Origin of the sequence: Aegicerativicinus sediminis, assembly GCF_015476115.1 — a bacterium.
In the GTDB taxonomy this organism is placed as follows: domain Bacteria; phylum Bacteroidota; class Bacteroidia; order Flavobacteriales; family Flavobacteriaceae; genus Aegicerativicinus; species Aegicerativicinus sediminis.
Map to the genome: position 1 here is coordinate 1,333,202 of NZ_CP064295.1, position 16,250 is coordinate 1,349,451.

Genomic DNA, 16,250 nt, shown 5'->3' on the forward strand with positions numbered 1-16,250 from the left:
AGCTAATGAACATATTTAGATCTATATCAATTTTAAGCGTCGCCCTTTTTGGGCTTTTGTTAAGTGGCTGTGGCGGTACAGCTCCTATCATTTCAACTCCGGTTGAAAATATTGATAAGGTGCCTCAAAAATTCACTATGCTAAGTGATGCTGAACTTAAGATTTGGGGTCAGTTAGACTTGGTTCAAGACACTGTACCAGGAATGAGTGTTATTAAAGCGTATGATGAAATTATTAAAAACCGTAAGGGAACCACTGTTGTGGTAGCGGTAATTGATGGTGGTATCGATATTAACCATGAGGATTTAAAAAATGTTATGTGGCGCAATCCAGGTGAAAAACCAGGAAACAATAAAGATGATGATAACAATGGTTATGTGGACGATATTCATGGTTGGAATTTCCTGGGAGATACCTATCATGAACAATTAGAATATGTTAGGTTATTGGCAAAAGGAGATATTTCTGCACCGCGTTATGCTGCGGCTCAAGCCGAATATACTAGGGAATTCAACAAATATTCTGGGTATGCACGTCAGTACGAACAAGTAAATGAACAATTTAATCAAGCAGATGAGGCCGTTTCAAAGTATTTAAACAAGAAAAATTATACGGTTGAAGAAGTAAGATCTATAAAAACTGAGGATGCAAGTTTAAAACAGTCCGTCCAAATCATCAGTTATTTTATGAATGATTATGAGAATATCAGTGAGGTAAGAGAAAGTTTGGCGGAAGACACAAAAACCATTCAAGACCGCTTAAATTATCACCTAAATAAAGAATATAAAGGAAGAAAAACAGGGGATAATCCAGATGATATTAGTGACGTCCCATACGGAAACAACAATATTAGACCTCCGCATGCAAATGAAACCCATGGTACTATGGTAGCAGGTGTTATAGCTGCCGAACGAAATAACGGAATAGGAATCAATGGAGTTGCAAATAATGTAAAAATTATGGGGATTAGGGCGGTTCCTGACGGCGATGAATACGATAAAGATGTTGCTTTGGGTATAAGATATGCAGTAGATAATGGTGCCAAGGTTGTAAATATGAGTTTCGGAAAATACTACAGCCCACATTCCGACTGGACACAAGATGCCATAAAATATGCGGCCTCTAAAGATGTGTTGTTAGTTATATCTGCAGGGAATGATGCTTATGATATTGATTCGAAAATTACCTACCCGAATGATATTTCTGCAGGTTCAACTGAAATTTCGGATAATATGATTTCTGTTGGCGCCTTAGCGGATACCTATGGATCTAATGTTGTTGCAGATTATTCTAATTACGGGAGAAAAAATGTGGATGTGTTCGCTCCAGGCTCTGACATCTACACAACGGAACCAAATAACCAATATGAATTTGTTGATGGTACTTCATTTGCTTCCCCTAATGTTGCGGGAGTTGCTGCCATGATACGCTCTTGGTTTCCAGATTTAACAGCCTCTCAGGTAAAAAAGGTAATTATGGATTCAGGTTTGGCGATTACACCAAAAGTTGTTGTGGGAGGCGATAGTTCCTCAATTAAAAGTTTTGGTGACCTATCAAAATCTGGCAAAATTGTGAATTTGTATAACGCCATGATTTTGGCAGATAAAATATCTAAATAATAGAATTTCTCCCCATGATTAAATTCTCAACCATCTTATCCTTTGCGTTAGTAATAGGTATTGGCATATCTACAAACGGACAAAATTATGACAGTCGTTATAAATCAGAATTAGTTCCTTCTTATTGGCAGCAGAAAGTATCTTATAAAATGGATATTGACATGGATGTTACCAATTGGCAATACAAAGGAACCCAAGAATTGGTCTACACAAATAACTCACCCGACACCTTGACTAAGGTTTTTTATCATTTGTATCCAAATGCCTTTCAACCCGGAAGTGAGATGGACGAAAGATTACAGCAAATACCAGATCCAGACCGAAGAATGGTCAATAATTTAGGAACCCGTGAGGAACCTGTATATGAAAGCAGGATCGCAAAGCTCAAGGATGATGAAATTGGATATATACGTGTTGTAAAATTAAAACAAGACGGTCGTAAAGTTGATTATTCGGTTGAAGGGACTATTCTTGAAGTAACATTGCAAAATCCTATTTTACCAGGAAAATCTACAACTTTCGAGATGGAATTTGATGCCCAGGTTCCTGTCCAAATTAGACGCTCAGGCCGACAAAATAAAGAAGGGGTTGCACTCAGCATGGCTCAATGGTATCCTAAATTAGCAGAGTATGATACCCAAGGTTGGCATGCGGATCCATATATTTTTAGAGAATTTTATGGTGTTTGGGGTGATTTTGATGTAAAAATAACAATAGATAAAGATTTCACAATTGGAGGGACAGGTTATCTACAAAATCCTAATGAAATTGGCCATGGTTACCAGGAACAAGGGATTATTGTCGATAATAGTAAAAAGGATAAATTAACTTGGCATTTTTTCGCGCCTAATGTACATGACTTTACTTGGGCAGCTGACGATAATTATATCCACGACACCCTTAAAATGGAAAATGGACCAACTCTTCATTTTCTTTACAAAGACAACCCTGATATTTTAGAAAACTGGAAGGCATTACAGCCAAAAACAGCTTCCTTAATGAACTATTTTTCTGAACATGTTGGTGAATACCCATATAAACAATATTCCGTTATCCAAGGAGGTGATGGAGGTATGGAATATGCCATGTGTACCCTTATCACAGGAAATAGAAGGCTTGGTAGCTTGGTCGGGGTTACAGCCCATGAATTGGCCCATTCCTGGTTTCAATTTTTGTTGGGCACCAACGAATTGCTTTATGGGTGGATGGATGAAGGATTTACTGATTACATTTCAGCTTATGCCATGGATTCTATTAACGATACAAACGCTATAAATCCTGTTGCTGCATCCTATAAAAGTTATGATAGATTGGTGGCAAGTGGTTATGAACAGCCCCTTTCAACCCATGCAGATCGGTTTTCATCAAATTCAGCTTATAGTGTTTATAAGAAAGGAGCTGTCTTTTTAGGACAATTAGGCTATATTATAGGAAAGGAGAATTTAAATAAAACCCTTAAATCCTATTTTAAACATTGGTCGTTCAAGCATCCAACCCCATATAATTTTATTCGTATCGCAGAACGTGAATCTGGTTTACAATTGAAATGGTATATCGAAGATTGGATCAATACTGTTTACACCGTGGATTATGCAATTACGGATATTGATACCTATAATAATGCTGCTAAGGTTACATTGAAACGAATTGGCGAAATGATGATGCCTGTTGACTTAATGGTTGAATATGCCGATGGGACTAAATCTTATTATAACATTCCGCTTAGGCGCATGAGAGGGAATAAGCCGTTGTCAAAAAATGAAGAGGTGTTACCTGATTGGCCTTGGGCTCAACCGACCTATACTTTTAATTTGAAGAAAGGAAATAAACAAATTAATTCTATTGTAATAGATCCTGATCAATTTTCGGCAGATATAAATCGAAGTAACAATCGCCTTGATTTAAATTCGTTGTAGTTATTTAAACCAATTTTCGTTTTTATACATTTTTGTTTTTGCAATTCGTTCCCGGTTGTAGGCCAATATCCTATTTTCGTCTAGTTGCTTTTGTCTGTAACCAAAAAGGTGAAAAATTTCCCGAGGAAACAAAAAGGCTATTTTGGTATTTATCATCAAACAATCTTTTTTTTTGTCTTTCCATGATATACCTGGCAGTAGGGGCATTAAACCATCTAATTTTAATGGCCTAAGTTTTACGGAAAGCCAAAAGAATAATTTTGGTATGGTCCGGATTATAAAAAACGCTTCCGAACCTTGTTTTTGATAGAGAGGCATAAAAATTCTTCCGAATGAGGGTGATGCTATTTCAATTCCATTTTTTGTTCCTAAAACCTCCCCATTAGCAACTAATTGGAAACTTGCGTATCCTTGAGCCATAGTATAGTGGTCATTCTCATTGAGTTTCTCTGTGTACATTACCTCAAAAAGGTGGTCGATGTTTTTACATCTATTTTGAAGAATGTTAAATGCAGCGCCTTTAAAAATAAGTGCGTTTTTTTTAACAACCCCTGCGGTCTTTATGACTAAAGAAATAAAAGCTTTACAATTTTCTATGGAATCATGGCTATTGTGTTGACCAGCCTCAAAGCCTAAGGAAACATATCCAAGGCTGTTTATATAACTAAGTAACGGACCAGATAGAAATTCCTCAATGCCTAAAACAGTTGCTACAGGAAATTGCTCTGAAAATTTTCGGTTAATTAGTGCGTCATTAATGGTTATAAAAGGTGGGCTCTCACTTGAGGTTGTATGTAAATCAATGAAATAATAAGGCCCCTTGGATTGTCTTAATATTTGGTTGATTAGATCAAATAATTCCTTTTGTTGTTTTTGGTCTACTGATAATTGACTTCCGTTTTCTAGCTGTCTAATTTGTTTAGGTGTCCAAAGACGATTGAGGTCTACATCCAAAAATCGCTGTTTTTTTTCTAAGGCGGGTATATTACCCAAAATACCATAGCATTGTCCTTTATTAATATTCTTATTAATATCGTTGGCGAGTTCTTGTAGAGCGTATATGCCGGCAGGCTCATTTCCGTGGATTCCTGCAAAAAAAACTACCGTCGGTCCTGTTTTTTTGGAATCTGCATGAAACAAAATCCTTTTCAACTCTATTTGGTTTTCTATTTCCAATACTTTTTGCATGTTATTTTGGAAAGTCTCGAGAAGTAATAATACCCACCAATTTGTCATTCCTTAAAACGGGTAAAGAATGAAAGTTATTCAATTCCATAAGACTTTTAGCCTGTTCGATAGTTTCATATTCCGTGATGGTAATAGGATTTTCAACCATATAATCCTCAATAGAATAATTCCTCAATTGCGCATCGTCTAAATCCTGAATATCAGTCCACGATAATAACCCAATTAATTGTTGGTCACAATTTATTATAGGAAGATGATGTATGTTTTTCCATTCCATAATATCATGTGCAAATTGTAGACTATCAGTTAAATCTGCTGTAAAGACAGAAAACGACATGTGATTTTTTATTTCATCAGGAACTTCAAAATCTTTGGTTTGGCTAATATCTAATACCGCCCATCTGCCAACGGGGTAATCCATCCGTTGCTTTTCAAACATAAAAGACGTCAACAATTGTGAGGCTTTATATGCCTTATGCTTTTTTAAAAGATTTCTAAAACTCTTAGTAATCCATGTAGATCCAGTATTGTATGCAATTCTCCTCTCTATAATGCTTAAATAAAAATCCGCCTCGTCCTTATCAACATTACTCCTTATCAAACCTTTATATGCAATTGGAAGTAATTCATTTAAAATCAATTGATCCACGGCAACTAATTTATTGTCCCATCTCATCTGGGTGGCAAGTCCATAACGCGCAGCGGCATAAAAATTATTCTTTACATCCTTGTAGTGCCAATTGGATGTAATCTCATTCATATCCTTCGGTCTACCCATCATTAATCCAATCCAAAATACCATATTAGCTATTTCATCTTTTAAGGTTGGACCAGATGGTATATACCTGTTTTCTATTCTCAGATGGGGTTTGTCATTGAAAACCCCATAACAGGGACGGTTCCACCTATAAACAGTTCCATTATGAAGATTAAGAGCTTTTAATCGTGGGGTTTCGTTGTTGTTTAACAACTCTACACTATCCCTAAGGTATTCTGAAGTTAGCAAACTTCTATAGCCAAAAACGTTTTCCTTAAAAATATCTACGACATTCCCCTTATGCCAATCATTGCCAAAGCTTACCCGAGAATGTTTATGGTTTAATAGGTTAGAACGTGCTCTAGTATCAATACTTTGTGAAAATAAGGCGATTCGGGTTTCAGCCCATAACTCTTTCCCAAATAATAAGGGTGAATTAGTTGCAGCCGCCAATACCGGAGCCGATATTGTTTGTGCCCAATTATAACTATCCACAAATTCATCGGGGCTTACCTGTAAATGCATTTGAAAGCTCGTATTACAACCTTCTAACATAACAGAATCATGCATTAGGTTAAATTCATCTGCTCCCCTAATATGAATCATGAAATCTTGTTTACGAGATTCTTTGATGGCTTCATTCAATACAGAATAACGCGGAACTGGTGTCATATTTTCTAGAGAAATATGTTTTGTACTAAGCGTTGGTAATATTCCTGTTAAAACAATATTTCCACCAAGAGATTCAGCGGCTTTTTGTGCCTTTCCGAGCTTTCCTTTCATTTGATCGTGAAGTAGGGAAAAACATGAGCTCCGTAATTCTAAAGGATTTAGGTTTAATTCTAAATTATAACTTCCTATTTCGGTAGTAAAGTCAGAATCATTTAAAATATCTAGGACCTCCAAACCTATATTAAAAGGCATAAATCTTTTATTGGTTAAACAGAATTCCTGTTCTGCACCAATACGAATTGTATACTTGTCGATTTGATCGCCTTCTAACATCATTTGAAGGGCTTGAAGATCTTTCAACAAATGATTCATGTAATGCGCACGATCCTCCTTTGATGTTAACTTTGACACGTTTAACTGACCCATAGGCTAAATCTTCAATTATCCGAAATTACTATTTCATAAGGCCAATTATTATGACATTTGTCATTGAAACAGTCTCTTTAAAGGGCTCGCTTTTTTAGTATTTTTGCTATATAAATCATTTATGCGCTATACCTATAAAAAAAATGAAAAGCTCAAAAACAAGCGTTTAATAGACGCTCTGTTTTCAGAAGGTAAATCCATTTCGGTATATCCTTTAAGAATGATTTATATTTCATTACCAGAAGAGCAAAACAAAATATGGAAGGTTGGGGTAAGCGTAAGTAAACGTTCCTTTAAAAGGGCGGTTGATAGGAACCGAATAAAGCGCTTGATGCGAGAATGTTACCGGCTTAACAAACCACATTTTTTTAACAACATTTCAAGAAGCAGTGCGTTTATGATTTTGTATCTTGGTAATGAAACTTATGATTTTGATGCCCTAAACACCAAAATGAAACAACTTTTAAAACAATTTGTTTCAAAAAACTAACTAAAGAGTTATTCCCTATGAAAAAGAACCGCTTAAAAAAATATCTTCTACCCTTTATTCTCGTTATTCTTTTAATAACAACCTCTGCATTTAAAAGTGATTTCTTTGAAATTGCTAAACAAATAGAGATTTTCACCACAATGTTTAAGGAATTAAATATGAATTATGTGGATGACACAAATCCTGGTGATTTAATGGATACAGCCATAAAAAGCATGTTGAATGATTTGGATCCGTATACCAATTTCATGAACGAACAGGATGTTGAAGCGGCAAGAATAAATAATACTGGTGATTATTCTGGTATCGGCGCTAGTATTCTTACACTTAAGGACAAACTTGTTATCATGGAAACCTATAAAGATTTTCCAGCTGATAAGGCCGGTTTAAAACCTGGTGATGAGATTATAAAAGTTGATAATATTTCTGTTGCTGATTTTAAGGAAGACGCTGGAAATTTATTACAGGGAGCTGAAGGTTCTACGGTTAATTTAACTTATTTACGCCAAGGGCAAACAAATAATGCGGTTGTAAAAAGAGAATCCGTAGAAATCCATGCGGTTCCCCATTATGCCATGATGGATGGTGAAGTAGGTTATATAGTGTTACGTAAATTCAATGAAAAGGCATCTTCAGAAACTATCAGGGCTCTTAGAGAACTTAAAGGTGAAGGTGCTAAAAAGATTATTTTAGATTTAAGAGGCAATCCCGGTGGTTTACTTTCGGAGGCAGTGAATCTGGTTAATATATTCGTTCCACAAAACCAGTTGGTGGTATCAACAAAATCTAAAGTTGAGAAATACAACAAAACTTACTATACCCAAAAACAACCAATTGATACTGAAATTCCCTTGGTGGTTTTAATTGATGGTAGAAGTGCTTCGGCTAGTGAAATTGTCGCAGGTGCATTACAAGACTTGGATAGGGCTGTTATTGTTGGTTCTCGAAGCTTTGGAAAAGGTTTGGTACAACGGCCAAAACCTTTGGTATATGGAACCCAAATGAAGATAACAATCTCGAGATATTATACCCCATCAGGTCGCTGTATACAGGCCTTGGATTACTGGCACAGGGATGAAGATGGTGAAGCTACAAGAATTTCACAGGATAAGTATAATGCCTTCAAAACGCGCAATGGTCGCACCGTATTTGATGGTGGTGGAATTGAACCAGATGTTAAAATGTCTGAATCTATCTATAGCCCAATAACAACCGCTATATTGGATGATTATTTAATTTTCAATTATGCCACTCAATATTATTATAACAATAAGGTAACCGATTTAGAATCGTTTAAACTAACAGATGCAGATTTTAATAAGTTTAAGGATTATTTAAAAAAGGAGAATTTTAGCTTTGAAACTACTACTGAAGAGGCTTTCTCAGAAGCTTTTGATGTAGCAAGCAAAGAAAAAATGGAGGTTGTTGTTACTGATGAATATAATAAATTGATAAATGCAATTAAAAATTACAAGAATACGGCAATAGATATGAATAAATCCCAATTAATGGATTTACTTGCAGATGAGATTGTTAAGAGATATTTTTATAGGGAAGGATTGTATGATTATTATTTAGACAATAATCCTGAAATTAAAAAAGCTTCAGAAATTTTAATAAATTCATCATCATATTCAAAATATTTAAAGTAAAACCCTTATAAATATTAAGAATCTGCTATATTTATGCCCCAATAAATATAAAAAATGAAATTCTCCCTGCTCTTTTTTATTTTATTGACCCAGTTTCTTTTTCCCCAAGAAAAATATACTCATGAAGTGTATTTTGAAACGGATCAGCACGAGGTTTCTTCCACCGAATATAATAGGTTGATGCAATTTCTATCTAAAATTGAAGGTTTAGATATAGAACGTATTTCAATTTATGGTTTTACGGATGATAGAGGAAGTGATTCCTATAATTTAAATCTTTCCAAACGTCGTGCCGAGTCTATTAAAACAATCTTTTCTAATAACGAATTTGATGAATCTGTAATTACCAATGTGGATGGTAAGGGAGAGATTCTGTTAAAATTGGTAAAGGAGAATGACATACAAAAAATTAGAGGGTTAAATAGAAAAGTTGAAATAATCGTACAGCCCTATGACCCTCCAAGGGAAGAGCCTGTTGTTGAAAAAATGGACGTAAAAGAGATTCTAAAAGGTCCAGTAAAAGCAGGTGATAAATTAAGGCTTGAAAATTTATTGTTTAAAACTGGGTATGCATATTTAATGCCGGAATCTGTAAAGACTTTAGAAGAGATTGCTAAAGTATTAGTTGAGAGAAAGGATATTTACTTTACAATACAAGGGCATGTTTGCTGTACGCAATTTGCAAGAGACGCCATTGATAGAAGAACTAAAAAAAGAAATCTATCTGAAGCCAGAGCAAAATATATTTATGATTATTTAGCCCGAAAAGGTGTTGAAAAAAGCCGTATGAAATATATGGGTATGCGTAGAAAATTTCCTTTAGGCGGGGATCCAAGATTTGATAGGCGTGTAGAGATTTTAATTACCTATGCTGAAGACCCTATCGATTAATCTTTATTCTCTTATCATTTTGGTATGGGGAATTCCATCCTCTAAATATTCATCTCCGATTTTTACAAATCCTAAGTCTGAATAAAATTTATTTAGATAGGATTGAGCAGAAATTATTATAATGTCTTCATTGTATAATTTTTTTACCGCATCTATAGACGCTACCATAATTTTTTTCCCTAAACCTAAAGATCTTGCAGCCTGGTCCACTACTACCCTGCCTATACTTGCATGATCGAGATACTGACCCTTATCAAAAATTCTGGTATAGGCTGCTAATTTATTTTTATAATATCCTAGAACATGATAAGCTATTTGATCCTTTCTATCTAAATCTTGATAAACACAATTCTGCTCAACTACAAAAATTTCAGACCTTAATCTTAAGATTTCATACAACTCATGTATGTTAAGCTCTTCAAAGGCTTTTATTCTAATATCTAACATGGGTTGCTTAGTTGCTTTTAACAGCCAATGGGTATTTTAGAAATTCGTCTTTGGTGTCTTCCCCCTTCAAATTCAGTGTTTAAAAAAGTATCAACCATTTCTAACACCTGGGGTAACGCTGTAAATCTTGCCGGTATACTTAGTACGTTTGCGTTGTTGTGCTCGCGCGCCAATTCAACAATTTCTTTATTCCAACATAAGGCTGAGCGTATGCCTTGATGCTTGTTCACCGTCATATTCGCTCCATTTCCAGAGCCACACACAATAATACCGAAGGTAGCTTTTTCATTTTCAACATCTTCAGCTACTGGATGTACAAAATCTGGATAATCCGCACTATCCTTACTATCAGTTCCATGGTTGATTACCTCATAACCTTTGTCTTTTAAATATTTAAGGATAGCAAATTTGTATTCTGTGCCAGCATGATCATTACCAATAGAGAGTGTCATAAAGAAATATTTTAAACAATATGCAAAGTTACTAAATGAAATAAGTGTTTAATAACTGTTGTCTCAAATATTAATAAAGTGTTAATTAAATTTTAGTTTTTAATGAAAGAAAAATTTGCAAATCATTAATCAATTATCAATTTGAAAAATAATTGAAAACTGCAAGGATTTTTAAGATTCAATTTTAGGCGAATTGCCAACCAAAATATCATCCTTAATAACACCTAAACAAATAATTTTTATAAAATATCTTTATATAATTTTGGTTGTGAACAACTGTTGAAAACCTATATAAAAACCTTCATTTATAAGTATTTAAACCTCTTATAAACTGTTTATTTCAGTGGAATGTTGTGTCAATTTCGAAAATTCAAAATACAATCCACAAAAGTTTTCACACTTATTAACAGCCTATTATAATCATTAATTATTTTTTAAATATTTAAAGAAACTGTTATTATATAATTAACTGTGGATAAACTTTAAATGACAGGAGCTCAGTTGTTCCTAAATAAGCTTAGTTTTGTTTATATTCAAAATTGAAGATGGCGAGAAATAAGAAGAAGAGAAAAGGAAGTGGCAAAATACCTAACCTTAGCGATACAATTTTAAAAATCCTTCGTAAAGAAAAGAGTAAGATTTTCAATTATAAACAGATTGCTGCAAAACTTGGTGTCGATGATCCTAGCAGTAGAAACCAAATAATTAAAAAACTTCACCAGCTTAAAGCCAAACAAGAAATAGAAGAAGTTGACAGGGGTAAATTTAAAGCTATTATAACAACTGAATATTATAAGGGAATTCTTGATATGTCTGCTCGAGGTTCTGGATTTATAATAAGTGATGATTTTGCTGATGATATTTATGTGGCATCTAACAATATTAATAGGGCCTTAGATGGTGATGAAGTAGAATTTTATTTATATAAACGACCAAAACGTGGTCGTATGGAAGGAGAGATTACCAATGTAATTAAGAGGGCAAAAACAGAATATGTTGGTATCATTCAGTTGAATAAAAATTATGCATTTGTTGTAGCTGATAATAGCAAAATGTATAAAGACATATTTGTACCTGTAAATAAAACCAAAAATGCTGAGGATGGTGATAAAGTTTTAGTTTCAATTGAGGATTGGCCTGAGGATCAAGATTCACCTATTGGTAAAGTGTTAAAGGTTTTAGGTAAACCTGGTTTACATCAAACCGAAATGCATTCTATCTTAGCTGATTATGGGTTGCCTTATGAATTTCCATATGAAGTGGAGGAATTTGCAAACAAATTAGATACCTCAATTACTGAAGCAGAAATAGCCAAACGTAGAGATTTGAGAGAGGTATTAACTTTTACAATAGATCCTAAGGACGCAAAGGATTTTGATGACGCCCTGTCTTTTCAGGAACTAGAAGATGGATCCTATGAAATAGGAATTCATATTGCAGATGTATCACATTATGTTACGCCTGAATCTATTTTAGATACGGAGGCGTACCAGAGAGGGACTTCTGTTTATTTAGTGGATAGGGTTGTACCTATGTTGCCTGAGATTTTGTCTAATAATGCTTGTTCTCTACGGCCACATGAAGAAAAGTATACCTTTTCCGCTATTTTTAAGATGAATGAAAAGGCGGAAGTTATCAATCAATGGTTTGGAAGAACTGTAACTTATAGCGATGCGCGTTTTGCTTATGAAGAAGCTCAAACTGTTATAGAATCAAAATCCAATACCATTCCAAAAGAAGTATCTCTTAAAGGTGAAGCTTATGATATTTCTGATGAGATTAAAACGGCTATTTTAAAATTAGATGACTTGGCCCACATTATGCGTAGAAAACGCATGCAACAAGGTGCAATATCATTTGATAAGGTTGAGGTTAAGTTTAATTTAGATGAAAACAATGAACCTATTGGTGTTTATTTTAAAACAAGTAAAGAGGCTAATAAGTTAATTGAAGAATTCATGCTTTTAGCAAATAAAAAGGTTGCTGAATTTATTGGTAAACAAAAACCTCCCAAAACTTTTGTTTATAGGGTACATGATCAGCCAGATGAAAGTAAATTATCTGCCTTACAAGGAATCGTTTCAAGATTTGGCTATAAATTAAATTTCAAGGATAGGAAGACTACAGCAGCCTCTTTGAATAACTTATTGGAAGAAGTTCAGGGTAAAAAAGAACAGAACCTAGTAGATACATTAGCAATAAGAAGTATGAGTAAGGCTATTTATACTACTGAAAATATTGGCCACTATGGTCTTGCGTTCGATTATTACACACATTTTACGTCGCCAATTAGAAGGTATCCAGATGTTATGGTTCATCGTTTATTGCAGCGGTATTTAGATCAGCAATCTAGCGCTAACCAATCGGTTTATGAAGATAAATGTGAACATAGCAGTGAAATGGAATATTTAGCCACTCAAGCAGAAAGAGATTCCATCAAATACATGCAAATTAAATTTATGGAAGATCATAAGGATGAGGAGTTTGTGGGTGTTATTTCTGGTGTTACAGATTGGGGAATATATGTTGAAATTATAGAAAATAAATGTGAAGGTATGGTTAGCACAAGAGATATGACAGATGATCGTTACGATTTTGATGAGAGACATTATGCTTTAATTGGTAGAAATACTAAAAAAATGTACCAACTAGGTGAAGAAGTTGTGGTAAAAGTTAAGAACACAGATTTGGTCAAAAAACATTTAGATTTTTATTTAATAGGAAAACATAAGGAATAATATTTGCAACAATAGATTAAAGTTTTAAATCATGAAAAACATAGCATTTTTAATTTTCTTTCTTAGTACTACGGTAATGTTTAGCCAGAAAGTGAGGGAAATTGGAGACTTTAACGAGGTAAAGGTTTACGATCGTATAGATGTTAAGATGGTACAATCTAATACCAATAAGGTTGAAATTCACGGTGAAGATCTCACCGATGTAGAAATTGTAAATAAAAATGGAGTGTTAAAAATTCGAATGGATATAGAAAAAACACTTCATGGAGAGGATAATTACGTTATACTTTATTTTACCGGTGTTAATATTATCGATGGAAATGAAGGTGCTTTTATTTCTACCGAAACATCTTTAAAACAAGAATCAATTGAATTACGATCTCAAGAAGGCGCAAGGTTAGATATAAAATTGGAAGTGACATCCGTCGATATAAAAGCTGTTACTGGTGGAGGTATAAAAACCACAGGTTCAGCAAAATATCAAGACATAAACATTAATACGGGAGGAATCTATGAAGGAGAAGATTTTATTACTGAAAACACTACAATTGCAATTAAGGCAGCAGGTGAAGCTGCAGTTAACGCAAGTAAACAGGTAGATGCAAAAGTTAGGGCTGGTGGAGATATCAGAATTTATGGTAATCCTGAAAAGGTGAATGAGGATACCGCCTTGGGAGGCCGTATTACTCGAGTAAATCAATAGCAACCTGAAATATTCTTAGTACCATCCATTTATTAAGGCGGATAATTTTTCTTTTCTTTGCATAAAGGCAGCATTTTAAATGTTAGATAATGTTTTAGCGGCTATTCCATTTGGTATCATTTTATCGTTTACCATTGGACCTGTTTTTTTTGTGTTACTTGAAACAGGAGCTACTAAAGGATTTAAACAGGCTGTTATCTTCGATATCGGCGTTATCTTTGCCGATATCGTATTTATAGCATTAGCCCTTTACAGTACGAGTGGACTTATAGATTCCATTAAAGGAGAGTCTGATTTTCTAATTTTAGGAGGTGTATTGCTTATTGTATATGGTATTATTTCCTTTATAAAAATTTCCAGATCTTTTAGAACAATTGTTAGGGAGTACCATAGAGTTGAAATTCAAAAAAATTACCATAAACTCTTTCTTAAGGGTTTTTTATTGAATTTTATAAATATTGGGGTTTTAATAGGATGGGTAGGTTTCATCATAATAGCTAATTCCCTTACCCAGTCTAGTGAAGGTATTTATTTCTTTTTAGCTACTATCTTGGCAACTTATTTTATTGTGGATTTAGCAAAGATTGCGGCAGCAAAAAAGCTAAGAAGCAAACTAACTCCCAGATTGATTTTTAAGGCTAAAAAAATAGTAGCATTGATCATTTTAGGTTTTGGTATCCTTTTATTGTTTCAAGGCTTTTTTCCGAAGGAAAAGGAAAAACTCCAGAACCGGTTAGAACATATTGGCAAGGAAATAGAATAAAAAAAGGACACAATATTGTGTCCTTTTTGTTTGGAGGCGTCTAGCGGATTCGAACCGCTGTAGAAGGTTTTGCAGACCTCTGCCTAGCCACTCGGCCAAGACGCCAAATTTCATTATGTAACTGTTTTTGAAACAGGAACGCAAATGTAAAAAAAATATATAAGGTTTACCATCAACCGGTTTTATTTTCGGCTCTTCTGCATTTGTATGGTTACCCGTTCAACATCACCACCAATTGGAGGGTTTAGTTTACTTACCCACACGATTGCATATTGTACCTTACCACTCTCGGACATAATTCGGTCTAGAATGCGTTTTCCAACCGTTTCTAGGAGATGGGTAGGTCTTAGCATTTCTTCTCTAACAACACGGTTTAAAAACACGTAATCTACAGTATCTGAAAGAGCATCTGTAGCCGCAGAGGTTTGCAAGTCGGCTTTTACTTCCAAATCCACCCTATAATCGCTACCTATTTTAGTTTCTTCCTTTAAACATCCGTGATAAGCAAATACACGAATATTTTCAACTTTTATAATTCCCACGCTTATATTTTTGGCAAATATAAGCTAGAGAAAGAAATATTATTTCAATTTCATACACTCACAACTTCCAGTTCCCCTGAAAATATCTATACCAACCGTAATCATATGGGTACCTGAATTATAATTAATAAGGTCGTTCATTATAATTTGGTAGGAGTAAGCAAAATATAATTTACTCATCATTATACCGGCCATAGGACCTATATTGAGGGGCGCCATAAACTGATCATTTAGAAAGCGGTAACTTATCCCTGCCCAGGCATAATTATCATCTCTAAAGTTTTTTCTAACCTTAACATTAAGGTCGGTTACGGACCTTCCATCACTTTCATATAATTGAAAATAGACAGATGGCTCAACTTCAATATCCTTGTTTTTGGTTTTAATTCTATAACCTGAAAAAATAGTATAATTTCTAAGTTTACCTGGTTCATAAATAGTAAAATCTTCAAGATCCTTATCCAAAATATTGGCGGCGGTTAAATTAATATAGAATGATCTATACCTGTATAAAACACCAACTTCAAAGTTATGGTTACCCAAAGCTCTATCATCAACAATAGCAGGATCTGGGATGGTTGGATCAAAATTTTCAATATCAATCCTGAAATGGTTGTAGATGTAAGAAATACCAAAAGATAAAAACTGGTCATTGCTTTCACTTAATGTTAGGTGGTGTGCAAAGGAAGCCCGTGCCCCCTGTTGACGAGTATTACCATTACGGTCATTGTAAAACAATAAACCTACCCCAGATTTATTTCCAATTCTGATGTCACCTACCAATGATTGGGTATCGGGCGCGTCTTTGATACCGACCCATTGGGTCAGTGCATTTAAACGGATTTTCATGTTTTCACCAATACCAGCATAGGTAGGGGCTATCACAAAATAATTATCTGCCAAATATTGGGTGTGGGTAGGCAAATAAACTTCTTGTGCGAAGCTATTCACACTTACGATTATCGATATAAGTAGGATTAATTTTTTCATTTGG

General features: G+C 34.4%; 14 protein-coding genes and 1 tRNA gene. 8 read left to right on the top strand and 7 right to left on the bottom strand.

Annotated features, from left to right (window positions below; all coding sequences use genetic code 11):
- Positions 1-5 precede the first annotated feature (5 nt).
- Positions 6-1,619, top strand: a complete 1,614-nt coding sequence (locus ISU00_RS05700; RefSeq protein WP_228853085.1) for a S8 family peptidase — start codon at positions 6-8, stop codon at positions 1,617-1,619.
- A 14-nt stretch (positions 1,620-1,633) separates the two neighbouring features.
- Positions 1,634-3,535: a M1 family metallopeptidase gene (locus ISU00_RS05705; RefSeq protein ID WP_228853086.1), complete on the top strand. Its 1,902-nt coding sequence runs from the start codon at positions 1,634-1,636 to the stop codon at positions 3,533-3,535.
- Here ISU00_RS05705 and ISU00_RS05710 read toward each other — a convergent pair whose 3' ends face one another.
- Both ISU00_RS05710 and ISU00_RS05715 read right to left on the bottom strand, forming a co-directional pair.
- Positions 3,536-4,723, bottom strand: a complete 1,188-nt coding sequence (locus tag ISU00_RS05710; protein WP_228853087.1) for a succinylglutamate desuccinylase/aspartoacylase family protein — start codon at positions 4,721-4,723, stop codon at positions 3,536-3,538. It lies immediately after the preceding gene.
- A gap of 1 nt (position 4,724) precedes the next feature.
- Positions 4,725-6,563, bottom strand: a complete 1,839-nt coding sequence (locus ISU00_RS05715) for a CBS domain-containing protein (RefSeq protein WP_228853088.1) — start codon at positions 6,561-6,563, stop codon at positions 4,725-4,727.
- Between the two features lie 136 nt (positions 6,564-6,699).
- Here ISU00_RS05715 and rnpA point away from each other — a divergent pair, with 136 nt between their 5' ends.
- The 3 genes from rnpA to ISU00_RS05730 are packed head-to-tail and all read left to right on the top strand — an operon-like array spanning position 6,700 to position 9,611.
- Entirely contained in the window at positions 6,700-7,068 is a 369-nt protein-coding gene (rnpA, locus tag ISU00_RS05720) for a ribonuclease P protein component (RefSeq protein WP_228853089.1), read from the top strand.
- Between the two features lie 17 nt (positions 7,069-7,085).
- Positions 7,086-8,720 (top strand): S41 family peptidase, encoded by a 1,635-nt coding sequence (locus tag ISU00_RS05725; protein ID WP_228853090.1) that lies wholly within the window; start codon positions 7,086-7,088, stop codon positions 8,718-8,720.
- A gap of 54 nt (positions 8,721-8,774) precedes the next feature.
- Complete coding sequence (locus ISU00_RS05730; RefSeq protein ID WP_228853091.1) at positions 8,775-9,611, top strand: OmpA family protein; 837 nt, start codon at positions 8,775-8,777, stop codon at positions 9,609-9,611.
- Positions 9,612-9,614: 3 nt separating this feature from the next.
- Here ISU00_RS05730 and ISU00_RS05735 read toward each other — a convergent pair whose 3' ends face one another.
- Both ISU00_RS05735 and rpiB read right to left on the bottom strand, forming a co-directional pair.
- A complete protein-coding gene (locus tag ISU00_RS05735; RefSeq protein WP_228853092.1) occupies positions 9,615-10,058 on the bottom strand; it encodes a GNAT family N-acetyltransferase in 444 nt (147 codons plus the stop codon).
- 17 nt (positions 10,059-10,075) lie between these two features.
- On the bottom strand, positions 10,076-10,510 hold the full coding sequence (gene rpiB / locus ISU00_RS05740; protein WP_228853093.1) for a ribose 5-phosphate isomerase B: 435 nt from the start codon (positions 10,508-10,510) through the stop codon (positions 10,076-10,078).
- Between the two features lie 545 nt (positions 10,511-11,055).
- On the opposite strand from rpiB, the gene rnr reads away from it, so the two are divergent.
- The 3 genes from rnr (at position 11,056) to ISU00_RS05755 (ending at position 14,714) form a co-directional block, all read left to right on the top strand.
- Entirely contained in the window at positions 11,056-13,248 is a 2,193-nt protein-coding gene (gene rnr, locus ISU00_RS05745; protein WP_228853094.1) for a ribonuclease R, read from the top strand.
- Positions 13,249-13,279: 31 nt separating this feature from the next.
- On the top strand, positions 13,280-13,951 hold the full coding sequence (locus ISU00_RS05750; RefSeq protein WP_228853095.1) for a head GIN domain-containing protein: 672 nt from the start codon (positions 13,280-13,282) through the stop codon (positions 13,949-13,951).
- A gap of 79 nt (positions 13,952-14,030) precedes the next feature.
- Positions 14,031-14,714: a LysE family translocator gene (locus ISU00_RS05755; RefSeq protein ID WP_228853096.1), complete on the top strand. Its 684-nt coding sequence runs from the start codon at positions 14,031-14,033 to the stop codon at positions 14,712-14,714.
- Positions 14,715-14,745: 31 nt separating this feature from the next.
- Here the strand turns inward: ISU00_RS05755 and ISU00_RS05760 are convergent.
- From ISU00_RS05760 to ISU00_RS05770, 3 genes are all read right to left on the bottom strand, one after another.
- Positions 14,746-14,819 (bottom strand) — tRNA-Cys (locus tag ISU00_RS05760).
- A gap of 77 nt (positions 14,820-14,896) precedes the next feature.
- Positions 14,897-15,256 carry a dihydroneopterin aldolase gene (gene folB / locus ISU00_RS05765; protein ID WP_228853097.1) on the bottom strand — a complete coding sequence of 120 codons (360 nt, stop codon included), beginning with the start codon at positions 15,254-15,256 and terminating at the stop codon, positions 14,897-14,899.
- 39 nt (positions 15,257-15,295) lie between these two features.
- On the bottom strand, positions 15,296-16,246 hold the full coding sequence (locus tag ISU00_RS05770) for a PorP/SprF family type IX secretion system membrane protein (protein ID WP_228853098.1): 951 nt from the start codon (positions 16,244-16,246) through the stop codon (positions 15,296-15,298).
- Between the last annotated feature and the right edge of the window lie 4 nt (positions 16,247-16,250).